Annotated in this window: 17 protein-coding genes and 2 pseudogenes; 3 read left to right on the top strand and 16 right to left on the bottom strand. The window is 52.4% G+C overall.

All coding sequences use genetic code 11. The features are described from left to right. Positions 1 to 294: 294 nt before the first annotated feature. Together JI735_RS15860 and JI735_RS15855 are read right to left on the bottom strand one after the other, a co-directional pair. Positions 295 to 2,388: a YhgE/Pip domain-containing protein gene (locus JI735_RS15860; RefSeq protein ID WP_202677557.1), complete on the bottom strand. Its 2,094-nt coding sequence runs from the start codon at positions 2,386 to 2,388 to the stop codon at positions 295 to 297. 102 nt (positions 2,389 to 2,490) lie between these two features. Continuing rightward, positions 2,491 to 3,063, bottom strand: a complete 573-nt coding sequence (locus JI735_RS15855) for a TetR/AcrR family transcriptional regulator (protein ID WP_039838194.1) — start codon at positions 3,061 to 3,063, stop codon at positions 2,491 to 2,493. Positions 3,064 to 3,898: 835 nt separating this feature from the next. Here JI735_RS15855 and JI735_RS15850 point away from each other — a divergent pair. Next, the gene (locus JI735_RS15850) at positions 3,899 to 5,008 is read left to right on the top strand and encodes an FAD:protein FMN transferase (RefSeq protein WP_039838195.1); all 1,110 of its coding nucleotides are present in this window, start codon (positions 3,899 to 3,901) and stop codon (positions 5,006 to 5,008) included. Between the two features lie 131 nt (positions 5,009 to 5,139). Here the strand turns inward: JI735_RS15850 and JI735_RS15845 are convergent, their stop codons facing one another. The 7 genes and pseudogenes from JI735_RS15845 to JI735_RS15815 all read right to left on the bottom strand — a co-directional run bounded on the left by JI735_RS15845 (position 5,140) and on the right by JI735_RS15815 (position 11,422). Next, positions 5,140 to 5,853, bottom strand: coding sequence for an HAD family hydrolase (locus JI735_RS15845; protein WP_039838196.1), 714 nt, complete (start codon positions 5,851 to 5,853; stop codon positions 5,140 to 5,142). A 22-nt stretch (positions 5,854 to 5,875) separates the two neighbouring features. Next, positions 5,876 to 6,334 carry a GNAT family N-acetyltransferase gene (locus JI735_RS15840; protein WP_202677660.1) on the bottom strand — a complete coding sequence of 153 codons (459 nt, stop codon included), beginning with the start codon at positions 6,332 to 6,334 and terminating at the stop codon, positions 5,876 to 5,878. 150 nt (positions 6,335 to 6,484) lie between these two features. Further along, complete coding sequence (locus tag JI735_RS15835) at positions 6,485 to 6,991, bottom strand: metallophosphoesterase family protein (RefSeq protein ID WP_020427344.1); 507 nt, start codon at positions 6,989 to 6,991, stop codon at positions 6,485 to 6,487. A gap of 55 nt (positions 6,992 to 7,046) precedes the next feature. Continuing rightward, complete coding sequence (locus tag JI735_RS37355; RefSeq protein ID WP_202677556.1) at positions 7,047 to 7,331, bottom strand: sigma factor; 285 nt, start codon at positions 7,329 to 7,331, stop codon at positions 7,047 to 7,049. A 736-nt stretch (positions 7,332 to 8,067) separates the two neighbouring features. Then, positions 8,068 to 9,353: pseudogene (locus tag JI735_RS15825) on the bottom strand (ATP-binding protein). A 2-nt stretch (positions 9,354 to 9,355) separates the two neighbouring features. Beyond that, positions 9,356 to 10,807 carry an RtcB family protein gene (locus JI735_RS15820; RefSeq protein ID WP_051052178.1) on the bottom strand — a complete coding sequence of 484 codons (1,452 nt, stop codon included), beginning with the start codon at positions 10,805 to 10,807 and terminating at the stop codon, positions 9,356 to 9,358. A gap of 354 nt (positions 10,808 to 11,161) precedes the next feature. Then, positions 11,162 to 11,422, bottom strand: coding sequence for a YqkE family protein (locus tag JI735_RS15815; RefSeq protein ID WP_039838204.1), 261 nt, complete (start codon positions 11,420 to 11,422; stop codon positions 11,162 to 11,164). A gap of 90 nt (positions 11,423 to 11,512) precedes the next feature. Here JI735_RS15815 and JI735_RS15810 point away from each other — a divergent pair, with 90 nt between their 5' ends. Then, positions 11,513 to 11,857, top strand: a complete 345-nt coding sequence (locus JI735_RS15810) for a winged helix-turn-helix transcriptional regulator (RefSeq protein ID WP_039838205.1) — start codon at positions 11,513 to 11,515, stop codon at positions 11,855 to 11,857. A gap of 43 nt (positions 11,858 to 11,900) precedes the next feature. On the opposite strand, the gene JI735_RS15805 is transcribed toward JI735_RS15810, so the two are convergent. The 6 genes and pseudogenes from JI735_RS15805 to JI735_RS15780 all read right to left on the bottom strand — a co-directional run bounded on the left by JI735_RS15805 (position 11,901) and on the right by JI735_RS15780 (position 19,762). Further along, the gene (locus JI735_RS15805; protein ID WP_039838207.1) at positions 11,901 to 12,404 is read right to left on the bottom strand and encodes a GNAT family N-acetyltransferase; all 504 of its coding nucleotides are present in this window, start codon (positions 12,402 to 12,404) and stop codon (positions 11,901 to 11,903) included. A gap of 33 nt (positions 12,405 to 12,437) precedes the next feature. Continuing rightward, positions 12,438 to 12,722: pseudogene (locus tag JI735_RS15800) on the bottom strand (SDR family NAD(P)-dependent oxidoreductase); the annotation flags it as partial. A gap of 199 nt (positions 12,723 to 12,921) precedes the next feature. Further along, positions 12,922 to 14,916: an S-layer homology domain-containing protein gene (locus tag JI735_RS15795; protein ID WP_202677554.1), complete on the bottom strand. Its 1,995-nt coding sequence runs from the start codon at positions 14,914 to 14,916 to the stop codon at positions 12,922 to 12,924. Further along, positions 14,913 to 15,731, bottom strand: a complete 819-nt coding sequence (locus JI735_RS15790; RefSeq protein WP_202677553.1) for a hypothetical protein — start codon at positions 15,729 to 15,731, stop codon at positions 14,913 to 14,915. Before JI735_RS15790 ends, JI735_RS15795 begins: the two co-directional genes overlap by 4 nt. A 29-nt stretch (positions 15,732 to 15,760) precedes the next feature. Next, the gene (locus tag JI735_RS15785) at positions 15,761 to 18,169 is read right to left on the bottom strand and encodes a hypothetical protein (RefSeq protein WP_202677552.1); all 2,409 of its coding nucleotides are present in this window, start codon (positions 18,167 to 18,169) and stop codon (positions 15,761 to 15,763) included. 315 nt (positions 18,170 to 18,484) lie between these two features. Next, a complete protein-coding gene (locus JI735_RS15780; protein ID WP_233476422.1) occupies positions 18,485 to 19,762 on the bottom strand; it encodes a PQQ-dependent sugar dehydrogenase in 1,278 nt (425 codons plus the stop codon). A gap of 539 nt (positions 19,763 to 20,301) precedes the next feature. Here JI735_RS15780 and JI735_RS15775 point away from each other — a divergent pair. After that, on the top strand, positions 20,302 to 21,396 hold the full coding sequence (locus tag JI735_RS15775) for a M24 family metallopeptidase (protein ID WP_202677551.1): 1,095 nt from the start codon (positions 20,302 to 20,304) through the stop codon (positions 21,394 to 21,396). Positions 21,397 to 21,561: 165 nt separating this feature from the next. Here JI735_RS15775 and JI735_RS15770 read toward each other — a convergent pair whose 3' ends face one another. Then, positions 21,562 to 22,287, bottom strand: a complete 726-nt coding sequence (locus tag JI735_RS15770; protein WP_051052180.1) for a queuosine precursor transporter — start codon at positions 22,285 to 22,287, stop codon at positions 21,562 to 21,564. Between the last annotated feature and the right edge of the window lie 172 nt (positions 22,288 to 22,459).

Below are 22,459 nucleotides of genomic sequence, written 5' to 3'. Positions count from 1 at the left end.
GAAGAAAATCATAATTCCTGAACAATAAGAGTAAAAGAACAAAAAAACTCCCGTTCCCCATAAGGAGGTCACTGTAAAGCTAGTTTTTCAGTGGCCTCCCTCTCAGGGCGGAAGTTTCCGTAATATGTCTGAAGTTTTATTCCGCTTTCCCTTCGGCGGGGCTTTCGTAATATGTCTGACATTTCGTCCAGTTCCGCCATAAGGGCGGGACTCTTGCGGTATGCCTGATCTTTCGCTCAGCCGCCGCCTAGCGAAGCTGACCCTTCACACATCCTTGCTTCACCAAGGGTTGCCCTAGACCGCAAGCTCCTTAGAAGGCGCTGCAGTGCGCTTGTTCTGGCGTGCAAAGTACAGGAAGGTGAGCGCCAGGAAGATCACGGCGCAAATCAGCAAGTAGACGATTTGCTCTCTCATCAAAGCATAGTCTCCGCTGCCGATGATTGCCTTGTAGCCGACGATGCTGTGCGTCATGGGCAGCCAAGGATTGACCTTCTGCATCCAGCCTGGCAGCATCTCCAGCGGGAAGGTGCCGGCGCTTGAAGTGAGCTGGAAGATCATCAGTACAATCGCCAGGAAGCGTCCCGGATTATCCAGCCACGTAACCAGTGCCTGAACAATCATCGTGAAGCTGAAGCTGACGATCAGCGTGAACAGGAAGAAGAGTGGTGCGCTCTGTACCTCCAGCTTCAGGCCGCATAATAGGACAATATCGGCAAGTAGGGACTGGAGAATGCTGACCATCACGAAGGTGAGCGTCCGGCTCAGGAATCGGCCCATCGGCGAAGCGCCCGGCACATTCGAATCGCGCAGTGAGAATACAGTACTGAACACCAGCGCTCCCACGAACAGGGCAAGCGACAAGAAATACGGCGCGATTCCCAGTCCATAATGATCCAGCTTATGATCCGTCTTCTCTGTGAGCTTCACGGGCTCGGCGAACATGTTCACCGTATCATCCCCGGATTTCACGCTGGAGGTATCCGCTGCGGCGTCGGTCAGCTTCTCCGCCAGTTCACCGCTGCCGTTGGCCAGCTTGCCGGCGCCGTCATTCAGCTCTCCCGCTCCATCCTTCAGCTTGACCGCTCCTTCAGAGAGGCCGTCTACGCCTCCCGCAAGCTTGGTCAGCCCTTGCCCCAGCTGGACGGCGCCTTTATTCAGCGCCGCAGCCCCGGCAGCCAGCTTGCTTCCGCCTGCGCTGGCCTGATTCAACTTCTGGCCAAAGGTCTGCAGCCCTGTGGCCAGCTGGGAGCCGCCATCGCTTAACTGCTTGGCGCCTGCAGCCAATTGCTGCTGTCCTGCGTCCAGCTTCGTACTGCCGGCCAGCAGCTGCTCCTGTCCGGTGTGCAGCTGCTGGCTGCCTGCGGCAACCTGCCGGCTTGCAGCCAGCAGCTGCTGGAACTGCTCATTCTCCTGCAGGCCGGGCGTTGCCGCCATCATCTGCTCCAGCCCCTTGGCCACCTGATCCGCACCGGCGGCAAGCTGGCTGCTGGCCGCTTCAGACGCGGTCAGTCCCTCTTTCAGCTGGCTGCTGCCCGTCTTCGAGGCCAGCAGCCCTTCGTTCAGCTGTGCCGCGCCTTTCTGCGATTTCACAGCACCCGTCTGGAGCTGCTGTTCAGCCTTGACCAGCTGGCTTAATCCGCCGGCCAAGTCTGTTGTTCCCTGCGTGAGTGTACCTGTGCCTTGCTTCAGACTGTCTGCGCCGTTATACAGCAGCTTCAGTCCGCTTTGCAGCTCGGTTGTGCCGCTGGCCAGCTTGTTCAGGTTGGTCTTCAGCGTGGACAACCCGCCCTGCAGCTTGCCTGCTCCATCCTTGAGCGCAGTTGCACCTTCGCCTGCATCTCCAAGGCCTTCCGAGATCGTGTCCACCTGCTCGAACATACTGCGGGTATAGGCTGCTGTTATCTGGGTCGACAGCTTTGCCTTCAGCTTGCTCATCGCACTGTTGCCGATTTGCCCGGCGACAAAGTTATAATCGCTGTTCGGCTCGAACACAATCTCCGCCTGAACCGGATGCTCCGCAGTCAGTGTTGTCGCATTTTCCGAAAAGTTGGCGGGAATCGTAATGGTCATATAATAACGGTTATGGGCCATGCCGTCCTCGGCTTCAGCCGCATTAACGAAATTCCACTTGAAGTCGTCGTTATCCTTCAGCTCATCCACGAAGTCCTTTCCCACTTCCATGGATTTGCCTTCATAGACAGCTCCCTTATCCAGGTTAACAACAGCAACAGGGAGCTTGCCCGTATTGCCGTACGGGTCCCAGGACGCATCCACCAAAAAGCTGCTGTACAGCATCGGCAACGCCGCAACACCCAGTAAAGTGAGCACAAGCATGGGCTTGGTCAAAAGTATTTTCATATCCTTCAGAAACACAGTAATAGCTTTCATTGCCGGCACCTTCTATCTCTTGTTTGTAAATTCGTGAAAATTTTCATAATCAATCATAACTATTGGAAAAAAATAGCCCTTGCAGGCTGTATGGCTTGGCTTCTAGATAAGTATGCCATTTGAAATAAACAGAATCATATGCTCCTTGATCCGGTTTTTGTCCAAGGGCTCATGTTCCTTGTTCCATTCAGTGGTCAAAGCCAGGTATAGCCGGAAAATCATAAACGCTGCCACGCTGGCATCACAGGGCTTCACTTCCCCGCGCTCCATTGCCTGCTCAATCTGCTGCCGCAGGAAATCCAGCGCATATTCCTCCATCCGCTTAACTCCTTCAAGCGCCTGGACAGTCCCGATATCGCGCACTTCCTGCGCCAGCTTGACGAACAGCTCATGATCGGAGCGGAATTCCAGAATGGAGTCGAGCAGATTGAACAGCTTCTGGATAAAAGTGTTGTCCTCCGCCGCCAAACGGTTCATGACCGAGGTCAGCTCCTGGGAGGCCTTGTCCAGAATTTCTTCGAATAATTCTTCCTTGGTTTTGAAAAAGGTATAAATCGTGCCTTTGCCTACATTCGCGATCTTGGACACTTGATCCATAGTCGTGGCTTTATAGCCAAACTGTACAAAGGATTTGGTCGCTGCCTGCAGAATTAATGCTTTGCGGTCGATAGACATGACTCAAGCTCCTTTCCTTCCTAAACAGTCAATAATTGACTAAATTTTATTTTTGGTCAGTCGGTCATAAATCAATTTAACATGTCTGCGCCGATATGACAACAATTTTAATTAATTTTTTATCCCACACTTGAATCCCCCTATTTCTTATGCCCAAAATGTCACAACAAAATCACCCTGGCGGGTGAATAATAACATGGGGCTTACGGCCGCAGGGACTCCCCACCCTCCAAAATCAACGGGGGCATGCTGAAGACGGATCGTTGTACTATACAGGCTTAGCGGCTTTTGAATTGCTTAGCGCTCACCTTGTTGCACAACTCTTGCTCAGACCGCGTAGTTAAGACATGCATGTGGGCCGTATGATTATGGTGTGGGGCATTCTGCAGACACGATGCGCTCCCCTTCACGATCTTCCGCAGCCGTTGCGGACAGGAAAGCCGTTATGGATAGAAGATTCGTCGATTCCGCAGGACAACGGACCGAGATGCCTTTATTTGTCCTTTTCCCCTTTATTTCAGGCTCCATCGAACGATATAACGGCTCCTGAGTCCGTAACCGCTGATAAAACAAGATTTTTGGCAAAATAAGGGCTCCTCTGTCCGCTCCAGTCCGCTGATGGCGCCCAATCCTTCTACATCGCCTATATCCTGTTAGGCTTCCAAGATATCCGCACTTTTTTCACTGTATAATTTCCAATACAATGAAATAAGGGGTAAGTCGCTTCCCCCAAAACATATAAATCTTATCTTTTGAAATAAGTATCCATTGCCTGCTGATCTGGGGTATTATAGTAAGGATGTGATCAAGAAACTAACTTTATGGATGGTGGAACATGCTCAAGAACAAAAAATCGACACTTCTCCTCGTCGTTTTCGTCATTATCATCGCTCTGTCTGTCACAGCCTGCGGCAGCAGCAAGGACAAGAACAGCAGTCCGGAAGAGACCGCCGGCGGCGCCAAGGTATCTACGGATGGCGGAACGAAGTCCCTGGAGCAGACATTTTATATTTATGATACCGTTGTGAATATCAAAGTTTTCGGCGACAAGGCCGAGCAGAAAAATATGGATGACATCCAGCAGATGCTGGAGCGCATGGATAAAGAGTTCAGCCGCACCAAGGAAGACGGAGAGTTGTATGCGGTAAATAAGGCTGCCGGCAAAGAAGCCGTTGCTGTCTCCGATGAAACGCTGGATATTGTTAAGCAGTCGCTGAAATACGCCGAGGAAATGGACGGGCTGTTCGACCCGACGATCGGCCCGCTTGTGGATCTGTGGAATATCGGCAGCGGCGGAGAATCGGTTCCTCCTCAGGCGGAGATCGACAAAGCCAGGGCCTTGACCAATTATAAGGATGTTATTGTGGATGAGGCTGCGAAGACCGTCAAGCTGGCCAAAGAAGGCATGGTGCTGGATATGGGCGGGATCGGCAAAGGGTATGCAGCTGACCGCATTGCCGATTATTTGAAAGAGCAGGGGCTCGACAGTGCAATGATCAACCTTGGGGGCAGCAGCATTATTGCACTTGGGAACAAGCCTAACGGATCGCCCTGGAACATCGGCCTCCAGGACCCGGATCAAAGCCGCGGCAGCCAACTGGGAACCATCAAAATTTCGGATGAGGTTATAGACGCCTCCGGTGTATACGAACGTTTCTTCATGCAGGACGGTGTGCGTTATCACCACATTCTTGACCCGCGCACAGGTTTTCCATCCCAGAACGGGCTGAAAAGCATCACCATTATGAGCCCCAACGCAACCGATGCGGATGCCCTGTCTACCGGAGTGTTCCTTATGGGCCTGGAGGATGGCATGAAATATCTTGAATCGCTGCCGGAGAAGGTGGACGCCTTCTTTATCACGGACGACAACAAGATCTACGCAACCTCCGATTTGAAAAAAAGACTGCAGCTGACCGACCCGACATACACGTTCGCCAATTAAACAGCTGCTTCTGTGATCATCTGCAGAGGGCCAGACCTTCTATCTTCTCAAAAACTGAAATACTTTCTGATATATAAAAAAAGGGCTGACCCAAGCAACCATTTCATAGCTTTTGGGTCAGCCCATACCTTTTAAATTAAAGGAAGCTCACTGAATTCACGGTAGCTGGCGAAGATGTAGCTCGGCTTATGCGCTGTTCCCGGCTGTCTGCCCCGTGGATTGTACCAGCACACCTTCCAGCCTGCCTCAAGCGCTCCGACCACATCATTATCCCACGTATCCCCTACGTAGAGCGACTGTCCGGCCGTTGTCCCGGTCACCCGGTTCACATGGGCAAAGATGGCCGGGTCCGGCTTGGCCAGCCCAACCGCATCCGAGATAAAAATCATCTCTTCAGGGATCAGCCTGTCGACGCCCAGTCCGCGCAGCTTGCTCATCTGATGGTCCTGGGGGCCATTCGTAATGATCCCCACCTTATGTCCCAGGGAAATAAATCGCTGAAGCTGTTCAGCAGCCCCTTCGATCATCTCAATGCTGTACTGGCGGCCGATGTATGCTGCCTGCACCTTGGCCGCCTGCTCCCGGTTCAGCTCCAGGCCATATTCCGCAAAAGCCAGCTCCAGCCGCCGTACCCGCGTTTCTTCAAGCTCAAGCTCCCCGCGCAGATACTTCGGCCAGAGCAGATCACTGTGATGCCTTACCTTGTAGAAAAGATCCGCATAATTCAAATGGCTCTCATCCGGCCTCAGTACCTCGCGCACCGCTTCCCGGAAAGGAATCAGATGGTCGTACAGCGTATCATCCAGATCAAAAAATATGGCTAGCTTTCCATTGCTGTTATCCACATTAACGCTCCTAACTTTCTTTTCAAAAAAACAAATGATAAGAAAAAAATTCTTCCTCCCGGCTGTAGCCATGCGCCTCATATAGACGCTGCGCCTCGGTATTATTGGTCATCGTGGTTAGTTCCAGACCCTTGGCGCCTGTACTGTAGGCAAATTCCCGCACTCCCGTTAGCAACAATGACCCTAATCCCTTCCCGCGCTGCTCCGCTGCGACAAACAGATCATTCAGAATCCATACCCGCTGCATGGTTACGGACGAAAAGGACGGATACAGCTGCGCGAAGCCTCCTGCCTGCCTGTAAGCCCCTTCCCCTGTCACAGCTATGAACAGGACCGATTCCTGATTGTCCATTCTCGCTTCCAGGAACCGGCGGGCTCCTGCCACATCCGGCTGCTGCCCATAAAAGACGCGGTAATCATTAAATAGCGGAGCGGCCAGCTCCAGATCCTGTACCCCCGCTTGTTCCAAATGATAGTTCATGTCCCGGTTCCAACTTTCCGGCTGCTTCCGCCATAGAATATCAAGGATTACTAACACATGAGGTTCATCCTTTATTCTATTATAGTGAATTGCCCGGTTTCAGACCATGGAGAGAATCACTCATCATTTGGACTTAACTTCAGGACCGCCCTATCCCCTGGAATCGTAGAAAATATGGCGTGCGCTGATTTTGCCCTCTTCAATATCCATGAGGCCGAACGAATACTGCTTCTCCCGCCGCTTATCCGTAGGTGAGCCGGGATTGAACAGCAGAATATCCCCCTCCTGCCGCAGCAGCGGCTGGTGGGAATGGCCAAACAGGATGCAGTCCACCTTCTCGCCTTCAAAAGCGAGCAGCGCATTCCCGTCGGTTCCCTTGCGGGAGTAAGGCGCATGTCCATGAATCATTCCGATCCGCACGCCTTCCAGCGTAACGATCTTGCGTTCCCCAAACCGCCGGATAATCTCGGCCCCGTCGTTGTTGCCGGCAATCCCTTCTACAGGGGCAAGCTCTGCCAGCAGATCATAGATTTCCAGCGATACCCAATCGCCCAGATGCAGGATCATATCCACCTTGCTGAATTCTTCCATAAGCACGGAGGGCAGCCCTTTGGCCCGGCTTGAAAGATGTGTATCCGATACCACTCCTACCTTCATTTGCTTCAACTCCTAATCTGCATAATCGCGAACATCTACCGCAGCTGTGCGAATACTAATTTTCAGATAATTGTACGATTTGCAGGGGGAGAAGCAAGTATACGCGGCTGTGATGCTCCTCTCGCCTTCCGCGTATGATCCACAAACGCATTGTACGCAACACGGAACAGCCAGGGCTTAATCTTGTCCTCCCGGCAATTCTCCAGATACGATAGGCACGGTAAAAGGTCTCTTGCATCAGATCTTCCGCAAGGTAATGATCATGGCAGAGGGAGCGCAAGTAGGCGTATATGTCCTGAACATAAATCTGGTACAGCTCATCCAGCGAATTTGGCTCCATCCCCTCCCCCTTAACCCAACCACGTATGAATCCGCCAAAAGTTACACTGCCCAACGAAATTCCCTGCAATGATCCATCCAGCACACAAGTGGAAACGCTGTACCGTCCTCGAATAAGGACAGCACCGTTTGTTAGCCCTCGGGCAAGTAACCGGGCCAGCGAGCGCTGGCGGTTAAGCGAGGCCTCTTATCGTACCGGCTGCGTTGCTGGCAGGACAGGCTAAGGCAAATTGCGTCTGAGTCTGCGTTTGCGTCTACGTTTGCGTCTGCGTTTGCGCCTGCGTTTGCGTCTGCGTTTGCGCCTGCATTTGGTTTGTGTTTGTGTTTGTGTTTGCGTCTGCGTTTGCGACTGTGTTTGCGTTTGCGCCTGCATTTGGTTTGTGTTTGTGTGCTGCCTGCCTGTTTGTTTGTTAGCGGACTGAGCAGCCCTTATTCCTTGCCAAAATCAACTTTAGGCAAGCTAACGGACACCAGTGCTCTTATGTGCTGAAATTTGTCTCATTTCTGCCTGCTGGAGAGAAAATAAGCGCGCTCCGGTCCGTTAGCCCGGCGCCAAGTCCCCCTATCGCTAAAATAACGGCGTTACAGGCCGTATGGATCAGGAATAGTGGCTCTTCGATGATTATTCTGGTGCTTTCCCGCAAAAAAGGGAGCCTCACGGCTCCCTCATACATACTATAGTGGAGTCGTTGTGCAGCATCATTCGTTCTGCCGGCACACTCCCCCGCCTTACCCGTTCAGTAAAATCCGATAGTCGATGAGGCGTCCTTCATCCATTCCCGCTTGCGGCCTTTGTCCAGCTCGCCGCGCATTCCGCGGACAAGCGCCTCGACATCGGCCCGGCCGTTCTCATGCCATTCGAGCGCAGCGCTGACGTAGAGCTCGCCGAGCTGGGTCAGGGAGAAATCCGCCGTCAGACGCGCGGCAGCGGCAACGCCCTCTTCTCCGGCAAAAGCCGTGAAGCCGCGCAGCTTCAGATACTCCAGCCGCAGCTCCTCGTCCGGCATTTTGATCTCGTAAGCCCGGTCGAAGCGTCCTGCGCGGTTCATGAGGCCGGGGTCTATTTTCTCCGGATAGTTGGTCGTTCCGATTAGGAAAATCCCTTCCTTGGAGGTGGCCCCGTCCAGCGTATTCAGGAAAAAGGATCTGACCTCCTGCGGCATGGAATCGATGTCCTCGATCACCAGCACCATCGGCGCCAGCCGGGCGGCGGCCTCGAATACCTCATTCACCGATTCACTGCTCGTGTATTCGGTAATCTGCCAATAGACCACCGGACCGGGCACACTCCCGGCGATGGATTTGACCAGTGTGGTCTTGCCGTTGCCGGGGTGGCCGTAGAGCAGAATCCCTCTTTTGTAGGGAATGTCATAGGTAACATAAAAGCTGCGGTCCGAATCGAAGAATTGGTCGAGCGAGCGGTAAATCTCTTTTTGATCCCCGCCTCCAGCACGACAGCCTCGCGTCCAACCGAACGTGTTATCGGCTCATCCTCACGGAAGATCCCATTGCGCCTGTCGGTGAACACCGTCACCTTATTGATATTCTGCTCCCGCTGCCGCTTGCGCACATTGCCGAGAAACCCCTGCAGCTGCCCGTCGGAGGCGGCAAACACATAGTCCTGAAAATTGATGCCATTCTCCTGAAATACAGGAACCCGCGCCAGAGCCACCCCCATCTCGGGATAAGCCAGCACGTTGTTGCGGATCGACAGATGGATGCTGTATTCGGGCTGCTCCTTGTCATCGTCATACACAAACGTCCGGTCCTCCAGACGGTCGAAAATCCGCGCCACATGCTCCACACCGGGATGTCCGCTCTGCACATCATTCTCCAGCAGCTTCCAGTACTCACTGTTCGGATCGTCACTGGCATACAGCTCGTAGCGGACGCCATACCGGGTGTGCAAGGCCTCCAGAATTCCATCCACCAGGCGTGCATAGGCATCGTAGCCCTTGATCATGCCCGTGGCGTTTTCGTCGTATTTGTAAATTACAGTATGTGTCTTGTTCTCTTTCTCCATTGTTACTTGGTCCCCTTTATCGCTGCGAGCGGCTTGCATTTGGCCACAACAGCAGCCAGTCCGGCGCCCGTAACGCTTTCTATGATCTCATCTACATTTTTATAGGCTTGAGGCGATTCGTCAATGATAGATTCGAGGGAATGCTGATTGACGACAATCTCATCCTCCCGGCCAACCCTCAGCGACTTGGAAAAATCATTGACCGACACCAGCCGCTTCGTCGCCGAACGTGAGCGGATACGGCCGGCGCCATGGCAGATGGAATAATAATTCTCTTCCCCTCCGGGCTGGCCGACCATGATGTAGGAGGCCGTACCCATGGAGCCGGGGATCAGCGCCGGATGTCCGGTAGCGGCATAGGGCCGGGGATTATCCGGGTGGCCGGCCGGAAGCGCCCGGGTTGCCCCTTTGCGGTGCACGAACTTGGTCCCGGCAGCCGTCTGCTCTTGCCAGGCATAGTTGTGCATCAAGTCGTAGAGGGTCCGCAGCTCGCATTTCGGTCCGAACACATCGCGGAAGCCTTCGCGGACCGCGTAGGCGATCAGGTGGCGGTTCACCACCGCATAATTCAGCGCCGAGTACATCAGGTTGACGTAGCGCCGGGCCTGCGGATGCGCAAGCGGAGCATAGATCAGGCGCGGATCGGCGCTGCCCAGGCCCAGCTGGCCCATCACCTTGGCGAAGGCCGGGGTGCAGAACTGGTTGACCATGCCTCCCCAGGCCCGGGAGCCGGAGTGGATCATTACCGCAATCTGCCCGTCCCGCAGTCCCCAGGCTTCAGCCAATTCACGCTGCTCCTCCGCAATTTCAATCGCCTGAATCTCCACAAAGTGGTTGCCGCCGCCCAGTGTTCCAAGCTGGCGGTGCCCCCGGTGCCAGGCCATGTCCGGCAGCTCATTGAGAATCTCTTCGTCAAAACCGAGCTTGCTGATCTCGACATGCGACAAAGCGCTCGACTTCTTCGGGGTGTAGCTGTCCGGTACATACTTGTTCGGCAATCCGTGCAGCCCCTTGCGGACGATGTTCTCCAGACGGATATCGCTGTAAGTCCCCCGCTGCTGCTGCTCCATCGGCAAATATTTCTCGATGGCGCGCACCAGCTTCCGGCGCAGCTTCACTTCGCGCAGATCGTCCTTGTGGAGTGTAGTCAGATGCACGCGCATGCCGCAGCCGATATCGCTGCCCACAATGGACGGGGACACATAGCCGTCAGCGGCATCCCATACCGCCGTTGTGCCGATGCAGGTTCCGACGCCTACATGCACATCGGGGGTGTAGCTCATATATTCGATATTTGGAATTTGCAGATTGTTGTTCGCCATCTCCAGTACCTTGTAATCCAGCGCGGCAAACAGCTGCTCGCTGGCGTACACCTTCAGATCGCCGCCCGGCAGGGCAAGCTCATGTTTATAACGGGAGTCATAACCGCCCGCTTGTTGTTCATTAAAATTCATAATAGTAGTTCAATTCCCTTCAAAGTGTAAGCTGTAAATGTATTGTAAGCATAAAACGGGTACGCAAAAAAGAACCGCAGATCATCCTTCTGATCCACGGCTCTTCGCAGAGATTCCGTACATATCACCTGGTTAAGGTTAAGAACACATGCCACACAGACCCGGACCGCACTACTCAGCAGGCCAGGCCGATGCACATCATGTTGCCCGGACGGGGCCGATGAGATCAGATCTTCCATATGCGGTTGTAAGCTGTATATTTCCAATCATGACTCATCGGCCTCCCTTCAATTTGATAAAACCAATAATAAACGCCAGTTCCGCTCCGTGTCAACCCTTTTATTGGAAATGCGGTTATTTAAATTTGTGCCAATCCTGGCTGCTGTTCTCCAGCAAATGGGCAAAATCGTTTTCCAGACGTTTCTGCTCCGCCTTCCGCTGGTCTTCCACTGCCTTTCTGGCGGCTTCTTTTTTCTCGTGTTCCTCAGCCTTCAGCGCGTCCGATTGCGCCTTCAGCTTATCCAGCACATCGCTGCTCAGCAGATCCTTCAGGGTTGCCGGAGCATCCGAAGCCGCGGGGCGCGGTGCAGGGGCTGCTTTTTTCTTCTTAGCCATTGTTTATCATCCTTTCGGGGCGGTCAGTATATCAAATTTGTTTTAGCTGCAGGTCTTTTTGTTTATAATGTTAATTAAGAGGTGAGCCTTATGAAATCTACAGATTTGTGTCCACGGTTACAAAAAAGCATGGATATCATCGGCAGACGTTGGACGGGCTTAATCATCTACCAGCTTCTCCAGGGACCGCAGCGGTTCAGTGTCATTGAAGCCGCCCTGCCGGTCAGCGGCAGACTGCTCTCCGAACGGCTCAAGGAACTTGAGCAGGAAGGGATCGTTCTCCGTGAGGTATTCCCGGAGACCCCCGTCCGCATCCAATATTCTCTGACGGATAAGGGGCGCGCACTGGAATCTGTGATCCGTGACCTGCAGCAGTGGTCGGATTCATGGATTACCGCCGAAGAGTGCCAGCCTGAACCCATCCGCCCGCATTAAGCACCGGGAAGCGCCGCTGACGCCGGAAGAGCCTTCCCATGGATTACAGCTTGCGGCCGATAATCACCAGATCACGCAGAACGCCGTCCATTTCGGCCACACCCGGCAGCAGGCCCCACTCTTCAAAACCAAATTTCCGCAGCAGCGACAGGCTTGGCTCATTGTGGCCAAACACAAAGCCGACCAGATTCTGCAGACCAAGGCGGGGGCATTCCTCCAGAGCTTTGGCCAGCAGCAGGCTTCCTGCCCCTGTGCCGCGGAATTTTTCATTTACATAGACACTGATTTCCGCAGTGCCGTTATAGGCCGGACGGCCGTAAAAGGACTGGAAGCTGAACCAGGCTGCGATTTCTCCGTCCTTTTTCAGCACCCAGAGCGGCCTGTGATGACTGTTATGCTCCTGAAACCACTTCTCTCTGTCCGCAACGCTCACCGGCTCAAGATCGGCGGTCACCATCCTGCCTGCAACCGTCGAGTTATAAATATCCACGATCGCCGCCAAATCCCCGGCTGCCGCATCTTCAATGCTGTAATTCTGCGCTGTCATTCATCCATTCCTCCTGCAATTATACGAATTTCCAACTGCAACGACGCCCGCATTATTGATCAGGACATCAAGCACCGGATAACCGGCCGCAAATTCCTCTGCAAAAGCGCGCACGCTATCGAATGAATCCAGATCGCACAGCATCAGCCTGATGTTGTCCGACCCGCTCGGCCGCTTGGCTTCCGCCAGTGCTTCCTCTCCCCGCGTACGGCTGCGGCAGGCCATAATTACCGCTGCTCCCCGGCGGGCCATTGCAATGGTTGTCGCCAGCCCCATCCCGGAGTTGCCTCCGGTCACCAGTACTGTCTTCCCTACCATGGGCATTCCCCTCTCTTCACACTGAACCCGCCAGCTTCAGCCTGGCCCGGCCTTTTAAAAGCACATATCTAAGATTATGTTACATCATATCAGGGGATGAAGAAAAGCCGGTCTCACCGGACACAAAAAGACTGGCCCTTCACAGACTCAGAATCTGCGTACAGGCCAGCCTTTAAGGGTTTAACACAGACTGTTCACTTTATTTCAGTTGATAAAGTCTGTAAATCAGTGCGGCGGCTTCCGCTTTGGTTGCCGTTTGTGCCGGACGGAAAGTCCCGTCTTCAAAACCTTTGAAAAGATCGGTGCGTTTAGCCAGAGCAACGCCTGCTGCTGCCCACTTGGCAATTTTACCGCCATCGGTATAAGCGGCGTTCAATGCTCCGGGATCGGCAGCTGTCTTCGCCCCGTTATAGAGCGTAAGGGCGCGTGCCAGCATCGTAGCAATCTCCTGACGGCTGATTGTAGCCTCAGGGTCAAAAACCGTAGAAGATTTGCCTGTAATAATTCCGGCTTCATAAGCAGCGGCAACTCCATTATAGCCGGCGCTTCCTTCTGCAACATCGCTGAATGGCAGGGTCAGCCCGTTGCCGTCCAAACCATAGGCTCTGGAAATCCAGTTGGCGAACTGTGCACGGGTCACCTTGCCCGAAGGATTAAACTCCGCTGTCTGCTCCAGGATACCCTTGGTTAACAGGTAATTGATCTCTTTTTTCGCCCAATGATTGTCTGCTACATCCTTAAATGCGGCTGACCCGATCATTACGGTATAACGGCTGAAATGCCCTCTAAGCGCACTTACTGTTTGTGTAATCGGATCATATTTACCGCCAACAGCTTCCCAGGTCAGACTGGTCTCATTGAGCACATACACTGTGAGACGCTCAAGGTTCTCTGCTGAGTATTTGGATGTATCAATTGCGGAGACATCAAAGGTCACATTAACCGGCTTCTCGAATTTCTTAACCGCCTTATCTCCTACCGTTGCGCGGAATTCCATCACCGGCAGGGTAGCCAATGGCTCTGCCTGACCCGGCTTGCCGATCACAGCATTCTCCACTACCTCAGCCGCCAGGGTTATTTTCTGCCCCGCTTCCACCGTGCCGAATGTATCCGGCTCAATGGTGAATGCGGTTGTCCCCATCTGAAGCTTGAGACCGTCAATATCATTGTCCTGAATCACCTTAAGAATCTCAGAAGGCAGCGAGGTGTTCAGCTTGTTCACACCATTGCCCATCGCCGGAACCTCAACGGTCAGGGAAACCTTAAGTTCACTGGCCAGACCTGCCCCCAGCTTGGCAGTAAGCTGCTCTGATACCGCAGCCAAAGCCTTTTTGGAGGCTTCAATCTGCTTGCTGACGAGTTCTTCCGTCAATTGTGAGGAAACTGTGTTCCCCTCCAGAGTCACATGCTCCTTAGAGATTGAAACTTCGCCGGCTTTATTCAGGGCTGCCTGGCTCGATGTCACTATGCTTTGTTTCAATTGCTCGATCTCTGCTGCCGCAACACCCTGTGTGTTATTCAGAACTGCTGCCGCATTCTGTATGAGAGTCTGTGCAAAGGCAAGTGCTTTGTCAGCAGTATCCAGCTTGTTCAATACATACGGTGCGCTGTCTATTAAGGTATGGATTGAACTGACAATCTTTTGCTTCTCTGCAGGATCTTGAATGCTTGCCAGCAATTGGGCCGCACTGTCCAGGGCTTGAGACATGCTTTTGCTGTTCTGTTCCGCTTCTTGGGCGGTGGCCCCGGACTTCAGGGATTCGGCAATGCTGCCCAGCGCTTTCTGCGCCGCAGCTGCCCGTTCTGCCTGTGTCCCGGTTGTATTTTTTACCAAGTCCTGAAGCTTCGTATTCTGTTCATTTACGTTCACATTTACCGGCGTTGTGGTTACAGGTGCCGTTACACCGCCGTTACCATTACCATTTCCGTTTCCGTTACCACTGCCATTACCGCTTCCATTATCGGGATTGCTGCCGTTCCCCGGATCTGTACCCCCGCTGCCGCCGTTTCCGCCCGGAACAGGCACACCAGGATCAATAACGGTTCCCGCAGCTGTGTCCAAAACAAATTTCTTGTCCAAGCTATAGGTTTTTCCTTCAATCGTTACCGAAGCTTTAAGCACATAGGTTCCATTTGGGAAAATTCTATTTACGTTAATTGGATAGCCGGTAGAAGTTCCTTCATACAGTTTCATTCCGGCCTCATCCTGGATCTCATAAGATGCCGCTTCAGGGTACAGAAGTTTATATCCCGGGATGATCCATAGTCTGTAACCAGAATCCGGGGTTTACTAAGTTGTCCAATATGGTTTCCTGCGGTATCAACTAATCCGATTTGCATCTGTTCATTGCCGGAGGTGCGAACCAGTTTGCCGTTCTGCAGTCCAAAAATATCCAATCCGGCAATAGCTCCCGGCACAAGTTCCGATATAGTTCCTGCTTTCAATGCTCCCGCTGCAAAATGAATATTGAACTGATATTCAAGACTGCCGACCAATTGGTCCACCTTAACGATGACTTCCCCCGGGGTCAACTGGATCTGTCTGGCATCGTAGGAGTAGCCTCTTAATTGCGACCGGGCTGGTGTAATGTACTCTACACCGTAAATGCTTCCCGAGTCCGGGGCAAGCAGCGTCGCTAATCCGGCGGCACTGTCATTATAATCCCATATATTATCTCCTGCATTTACAGCAACATCATCGCGGTAAATAAAGATGTCTCCCTTGGTGTGGGCAAGAACGCTATAAGTTCCTTCTGTGGCATAAAAATAATTATCTTCACTGGTATTGCTGTCGATTACATAAGGCACATAATCAACGCCCGGCAAATCCTTGCGGATAACCGATAATTCCTCCATATATTTAGTCAGGTTGACTTTGCTGACTGCCTGCAGCGGTTCTCTTGCATCAAGCAGCAGGGAATAATCCTTACCCGGCTCGGTATGAATGGAACCATACATGTAGTAACCGTATTTAGATTCCACCCCCAGATGGCTGCGGTTATAGCGCATGAAATCTACTCCGACCGTCGATGGCGATTCTACAACCAGAAATGTCTGCTCGCCCCGGTGCCGATGAACTTCGACTGCCGGGTGTAGCTGTCATCACTCTTTTGGATTACGGCTTGAACATAAGCGTAGTCCAGCGGAACTCCACCGTCATAAGCACCTTCAGCCTTATCCAATCCCCGGACCCGGACTACAGCTTGATTCTTCGGATCGATAACGGCAACAGATTCCGTTCTGGATAAATAATCCGTTTTCTTGAAAAAGAATTCGCCGAGATACGTACCCAGTCTTGCCGGCAGAACCAGTTGGCCCTGCTCATCTGTTACTCCGATGTCTTCACCGTACCGGGTCACCTTTACACCTGGCAGAACTTTTCCAAGCCCGCCTGTAATATGCTCGCGTACAGTAACAGTTACCTTCTCAGCCTGGTCTATGGTCATATAAGGCTTATTCACCAGGTCCACCAAATTTCCGGACTTATCACGGATTTCGACTTCTAGCTCCTGCTTCGGCAGAACCTTGAGGGCGGTTTCGGCAATCACTGCCCCCTTAACGTACCCGGTCCCGCTTACGTAGTGATGCGGCAGAAATTGAATAGTGTAATCGCCGGACTTCGCAGGCTTCCATTGCCGCTGGCTGATACGCATCAGCTTGCCGTCTTCTTCTTCAGATGTCCAGCTCAGCCCGTTGTCTTCAACGATTGCTCCAGAGGCATCCAGAATTTGAATGGTGTAGTCACTTGTCAAATCTATCGCGTTATCGTACTCGTCCTTCATGTCCACCCGCAACTGCAGGTTCTCACCCAATACAATTTGATTGCGGACTTCGTCTTGGTCATAGTAGTCGGAACTAAGGACCTTCAGAATGACTTGAGACGTGTATTTGCTTCCTCCCTTGAATACATACTCATTATCCGCCGGGGTGAAAAAGGAATTCAGCACGATTTCATCATTATAGCTGCTGTTCTTGGCTGCGCCGGAAACTGTAGTAGTTAAACGGTGAATTTCTTCACCTTTCCGTACATACAAGGTTGAATCAGCAGCCTGAACCTTCAGGCTGAGCTCATTGTAATTAAATTTATTATTCAAATAGGAAATAAATAGATCCCCCAGCCCTTGTCCGCGATCCGGCACCTGAACCTTCAGGGCGCTGAAGTCCGCAGCGTTGGCTGCATATTGCACAGTGAACTGGTCTTCGGCAGGTTTGACCTGGTTTCTCAGTACAACCTTGCTGTTTGTTCCGGGGATACCTGCAACTGCTGTAATATCATATTCCACATTTTTCTTCACATATAATGAATTAGAGGTTATGTTCTTGAACGGATTGGATAAATTGACTTGTTTGTACTGATTGTTGGGAACAATGGAGAAGGACTCAATCTCAACAGGTGCCCCTTCCCATGAATACTCAAAGCCCAAGCGGCTGTATTCGCTGCTGTCCTGTACAATCTCCAGATGAGCCCCGTCTGCGGCTGAATACAATGCGGTCTGGCTTGTCTGGAACATGTACACTTCATTTTCTACGGATCTGATCAGCGCCGGATAAGAGTCCGAAATTTCACCTGTTTTGAGCACCAGCACATCCAGCCCTGAAGTGCCAAAGGATTGGCTTACCCCACTCGGCAGGGAAGTATTGTCCGATTGCTGCTGAATCAGTTTTCCATTCCCGTCAAGGTAACGGATAGCCGCTGTGTATGTACCTTCTTTCATCAGGTTATTGACATATAGAGGCGTAGCCTCATAGTCTGGTTTTCCTTGACGAACAGACACAAAAAGCACCGGACTTGTCATCGAAACTCTCGGGTTCCCTATGATCTGTACCTGGCCAGCCTCATCTGTAGTCAGATTGTTGTAGGAGGAGTAAGTTCCAACCGAAATCGCTTCATTGGCGAGCGGCACGCCTTTGCTTAAAATCGTCAGCCTGATATTTTTATCATCGCTGCGGACTTCTCCGGTTGGTGAATTTATGTATGTATCGGAATCCTTAGTCATCCGTTCCACAACAATTTGTATTTCAGATGAAGCAGGAACCTTTATGCTCTGCGGGTCAGTAACTATTAACCCCGACTCCCCTTGATATTCTGCCTGAAGCACAACCTCCTCGCCGGCGGTAAGTCCCTCAAATGAGATATCAGGGTACTTGAGCGAATATACGGAATCCGCTGCAGATAGGCGTTCTCCCTGATCTTTTTGCTTGATTTGGGTTGCCAATACATTGCCGTCTTTACTAAGAGAGAACTTCACTTCGTTAAGCTTGTTGTAGTCTCCGTAGGTTACATCCAGCACGCTGTTGACGGAGATCTTCTGTGTCCCGTTCAGCATTTTCTCCGAGGTTACCACCGTCGCTTTCAGCGATGCAGCCGATACCTCCAGCACACCCATAAAAGATAAAATGAAAACCAATACCATGGATACTGCACTTCTCAACCTTTTTGAATACATAATTGTCTCCTTTACACCAAAGATAGTCATTCCATCCCATCCTACAATCCAGAATCTATCCTTGACTCCTCCCCCAGCAGAATTGTCAAAATTCAGATAGACATAATGGCATCCTATCTAAGGACCTATTTAATGTCAATCAATTCCTTAACAATAGACCGGAGAATCTCTTAATTTAGCGTAAATAAAGATATTTTGTCACATTTCGCCATATTATCAAGCATGGAACCAGGACTTAAGACCTGAATGTACATAAAAGAGAAGGACTATTGAAATTTCTATCAATTTAGCAAAAAAAGAGAGCAGCTGAACTGCTCACTTCCAATTGGGCTTCAAAGCGATCAGCTGATCGTCCGCTGTGCCAGGGCTGCCTCTGCCATCCCGGTTATTGGTCATCACGTAGAGCGTGCCGTCCGGCCCTTCGGCCACGTTGCGGATACGCCCCCATTTTCCCTGAAACAAAGCTTCCGCCGAAGGTTTCTTATCTCCCGTACCCGGTGAAACATGAAGCAGCTGCTGTCCGGCCAGATTCGCCACAAGCAGTTCGCCGCTCCATGGCCCCTGGGTAATAAAAGCCATTCCTGACGGCGCCCAAGTCTCCTCCCCGCTATGCAGCAGCGGAAGCTTCATCTGCTCCCCCCTCCCGGTTCCGGCCTCATCGCCTTCGATCAGCGGCCATCCATAATTGCTCCCGGCCTCAATAATGTTGATCTCGTCATGGCTCGATTGGCCGTGTTCCGAGCTGTAGAGAACTCCGCTCTCCGGCTGCCAGGCCAGCCCCTGCGGATTGCGGTGCCCCCGGCTGTAGACGGGAGAATCACGGAACGGATTATCCGCCGGGATGGAGCCGTCTTTGGAAATGCGCAGGATTTTGCCGCCCAGGCTCTCCTGATCCTGCGCCAGCTCCGGCTCATACCTTTCGCCGGTAGTGATATACAGATAACCGTCAGGCCCGAATTTGATCCGTCCGCCGTTGTGGTTGGCATCACCGGGAATGCTGTCCAGCAGAACCTTGTCGATCCCGGCCTTGCTCCCGCTGATGCTTAACCGCAGCACCCGGTTCTCCACGCCGCCGCTGTCACTGCGGTATGAATGGTAGGCATAAGCGAAACCGTTGTCTTCAAAAGCCGGATCCAGCGCAAAGCCCAACAGCCCGCCTTCGCCTTCGCTGATAAAAGGCGCCGGGAGCTCCAGCAGCGGATTCTTCCTCAGCTCACCTTCTTCAAATACACGCAAGGTGCCGGGCCGTTCGGTGAAAAAGATCCGCCCATCCGGCGCGAAGGCCATCTCCCATGGAACATTCAAACCGCTGGCCAATGTTTGGGCCGTGTACGGAAAGGCCGAAGAAGATAAGGCAGGCTGCGTATTCTCCGGGTTCCCCCCTCCGCCTTCTGACGGTTCGGCTGCTGATGGCACTGGCTTAGAATTAGCGGATGCGGCAGGTGTCATCGCAGGGTGGTTGCCCCCGGCGCCCATTCCGGTTTCGTTAACCTCCGGTGAGGCAGAATTCATGCAGGCGCTCAGCAGTCCAACCCCTATAATGCATGAGCCGCCTAGCAGCCACATGCGGGTAAGGCATTTTTTACGAAACATAATATAACCTCCCACAGGATAAAATTCCGGGTGCGGATGGAGCCCGTACGGAATGAGATTGTACAGGAAACAAATGAAATGCAGATGGGAACCCAAACCTTTCACGCAGGTATGCTAAATGTATTATGTGTATTATGTGCAGTTAAAAGAAGGCAAAACCGCCTCATGACAGCGCTAAGTGTATTTCGTACAACTAAAATAGCGTTTGGATTGATTTCAGCCCATTGGAGGCTTTTTAATTGTACGAAGTGCAATAAACTCTGGTTTGGACATAAAAACATTCACTTTAGTTGTATGGAATACAGTTACGACTAGACACAGACGGATAGTAAAAAAGCCAACAGCTCATTCGGCATCAATATGCATAATTCAGCTCTCGCCACTGCCCTGGCCGTAAAACGATTGTGGCACCTATTACCCCGCACCCCCTGGTCATAAACCAGGGACCACCTCATTTTCCTGCGCGTGCACCCTACCGGGTTATGATCTATAATGAGAGCGTTGCTTTGTAACGTGAATCCGAAAGGGGAACAACTGAAATGAATGAGGCTCTATCCACATTGGAGCAGGGAATGGCCGGCGGAGGCCTGGATGCGCTGCTCGTTACCGATCCGAAGCATGTCTATTATTTGACCGGATTTGCCAGCAATCCGCATGAGCGTTTTCTGGGACTGCTGCTGATCCGCGGCGGGGAGCCGATGCTGATCGTTCCGGCACTTGATGCCGAAGCCGCTCATGCCGCCTCCTCGGTAACTAAGATTCTGACGCACAGCGACACGGACAACCCGTATGAGCTGTTGAAATCATGTTTTGCAGGCTCTAAGCCGGGAACTGTGGGCATTGAGAAGGAGCACTTCACAGTTAACCGTTATGAGCAGCTGGCCGAAGCGGTTCCTGCGGATGCCTTCCGCGATATCGGCCATCTGCTGCGGTCCATGCGCGCGAAAAAAACGCCGGATGAGGTCAGCCGGATGAAGCATGCCGCCGAGCTGGTGGAGGAGGTGCTCCGCCAAGGCCTCACCCATGTCAAAGCGGGGGTTAGTGAAATCGAGCTAGTTGCCGAGCTGGAGTATCTGATGAAAAAGGTGGGGGCTTCCGGACCCTCCTTCGACACCATGGTTCTCTCCGGACCGAATACTGCCTTGCCGCACGGTGTGCCGGGCAGCCGCATTATTCAGCCGGGAGACTTTCTGATGTTCGACCTGGGTGTATACGCCGCTGGCTACGCTTCGGACATCACCCGCACCTTCGCTGTGGAAGAAGCGAATCCCAAGCTGGTTGAAATCTACAACACAGTACTCGCAGCCAATGAAGCGGGCATCGCCGCTTCCCGCGCTGGCGCGACCTTCGGCTCGGTGGACCGTGCAGCACGTGATGTAATTGAAGCGGCCGGTTACGGTGAGTATTTCATGCACCGGGTCGGTCACGGCCTCGGCATGGACACGCATGAGTACCCTTCGCTGCACGGCATGAACGGTGAATACATTGACATCGGCAATGTATTCACCGTGGAGCCGGGCATCTATGTGGCCGGTCTGGGCGGTGTGCGGATCGAAGACGATGTCTGGATTACGCCGGATGGCCCGCAGACGCTGACAACCATGTCCAAAGCGCTGACGGTGCTGCATTTATAGTTAGCGGCCCGGACACAGTTTCCCCGCAGTCAATACGTTTCCAGCGTCCGCCCTTATATGTTGAGTATGCAAGTTATATCAAAAAAAGCAGCAGACCGGCTCCGTAAAGAGCGGGCTGCTGCTTTTTATTTTGACCAATTAAACCGGTGCTTCTCGAGCAAATCCTCAGGAAACGCTGCGTGTATCTGGGGATGTATGAACAGGCAGATCGTCCTCCGCAAATTTGAAGGAACGGGCAATGTACAAAATTGGCGTTCCAGCCCCGGTAAGAAGGAATTTTACAACATAAGTAGTCAGCAAAATCTCTGTCCACACTCTGAGGTCATAGGTTCCGGCGAAGGCAATCGTGCAGAAGACCAGCGTATCGACAAAAGAACTGACCATCGTACTGCCGTTGGAGCGGACCCAGAGCTGGCGCGAGCTGCTGTAATATTTGCGAATCCAGGCATAGAGCCGGACATCGAGGAACTGGCTGATAAAATAGGCGGTAAGGCTGCCCAGCGCCAGCCGCGGCATCAGACCAAAGATGGTCTCCAGCGAAGACTGGGCGATATCCGTTTCCTGCGGCTCGAACAGGAGCACCATCTGCATAATCGCGGTGGTCATCAGCAGTGTGAAAAAGCCAAACCATACCGCATGCCGCGCTTCGGCACGCCCGTATTTCTCATTCAGCAGGTCACTGGTCATATAGAGCGTGACATACATAGTGTTGCCCAGCGTCATTACAATATCGAACGGCATGGCAATAGTTTTGGCGACCTGGATGTTGGCGATGACCGTTGCCACGCCGACCCAAGCATACAGGCCTTTTTTGCCGAAAAGCCGGTAGCAGAGCAGATAAAACCCAAAGTTGACAACTACAAACAAAATTCCCCACAACAAATTAAACATGAATCAGTAACTCCTCCTAGTTTTGGTTACGCGGGATGGTTACGAACCGCGGCGTTCCGCTTTTGACAAGCAGAAACAATTAAACCGTCCTTCAAAGAACGTATAACTGTTCTATATGAACAAAAGTTTACTCTACCACAATCAAAGCTAACATGCTATGAAATTTTAAATT

Origin of the sequence: Paenibacillus sonchi (genome assembly GCF_016772475.1) — a bacterium.
GTDB lineage: Bacteria > Bacillota > Bacilli > Paenibacillales > Paenibacillaceae > Paenibacillus_AQ > Paenibacillus_AQ sonchi.
This window is presented reverse-complemented; position numbering and strand designations above follow the sequence as displayed.

What these genes read in the sequence shown, in the direction of transcription:
- JI735_RS15860 (WP_202677557.1), bottom strand. Translation starts at nt 2,388, where the DNA reads ATGAAAGCTATTACTGTGTTTCTGAAGGATATGAAAATACTTTTGACC.
- JI735_RS15855 (WP_039838194.1), bottom strand. Translation starts at nt 3,063, where the DNA reads ATGTCTATCGACCGCAAAGCATTAATTCTGCAGGCAGCGACCAAATCC.
- JI735_RS15850 (WP_039838195.1), top strand. Translation starts at nt 3,899, where the DNA reads ATGCTCAAGAACAAAAAATCGACACTTCTCCTCGTCGTTTTCGTCATT.
- JI735_RS15840 (WP_202677660.1), bottom strand. Translation starts at nt 6,334, where the DNA reads ATGAACTATCATTTGGAACAAGCGGGGGTACAGGATCTGGAGCTGGCC.
- JI735_RS15835 (WP_020427344.1), bottom strand. Translation starts at nt 6,991, where the DNA reads ATGAAGGTAGGAGTGGTATCGGATACACATCTTTCAAGCCGGGCCAAA.
- JI735_RS37355 (WP_202677556.1), bottom strand. Translation starts at nt 7,331, where the DNA reads ATGGAGCCAAATTCGCTGGATGAGCTGTACCAGATTTATGTTCAGGAC.
- JI735_RS15820 (WP_051052178.1), bottom strand. Translation starts at nt 10,807, where the DNA reads ATGAATTTTAATGAACAACAAGCGGGCGGTTATGACTCCCGTTATAAA.
- JI735_RS15815 (WP_039838204.1), bottom strand. Translation starts at nt 11,422, where the DNA reads ATGGCTAAGAAGAAAAAAGCAGCCCCTGCACCGCGCCCCGCGGCTTCG.
- JI735_RS15810 (WP_039838205.1), top strand. Translation starts at nt 11,513, where the DNA reads ATGAAATCTACAGATTTGTGTCCACGGTTACAAAAAAGCATGGATATC.
- JI735_RS15805 (WP_039838207.1), bottom strand. Translation starts at nt 12,404, where the DNA reads ATGACAGCGCAGAATTACAGCATTGAAGATGCGGCAGCCGGGGATTTG.
- JI735_RS15795 (WP_202677554.1), bottom strand. Translation starts at nt 14,916, where the DNA reads ATGAAACTGTATGAAGGAACTTCTACCGGCTATCCAATTAACGTAAAT.
- JI735_RS15790 (WP_202677553.1), bottom strand. Translation starts at nt 15,731, where the DNA reads ATGCGCTATAACCGCAGCCATCTGGGGGTGGAATCTAAATACGGTTAC.
- JI735_RS15785 (WP_202677552.1), bottom strand. Translation starts at nt 18,169, where the DNA reads ATGTATTCAAAAAGGTTGAGAAGTGCAGTATCCATGGTATTGGTTTTC.
- JI735_RS15780 (WP_233476422.1), bottom strand. Translation starts at nt 19,762, where the DNA reads ATGTTTCGTAAAAAATGCCTTACCCGCATGTGGCTGCTAGGCGGCTCA.
- JI735_RS15775 (WP_202677551.1), top strand. Translation starts at nt 20,302, where the DNA reads ATGAATGAGGCTCTATCCACATTGGAGCAGGGAATGGCCGGCGGAGGC.
- JI735_RS15770 (WP_051052180.1), bottom strand. Translation starts at nt 22,287, where the DNA reads ATGTTTAATTTGTTGTGGGGAATTTTGTTTGTAGTTGTCAACTTTGGG.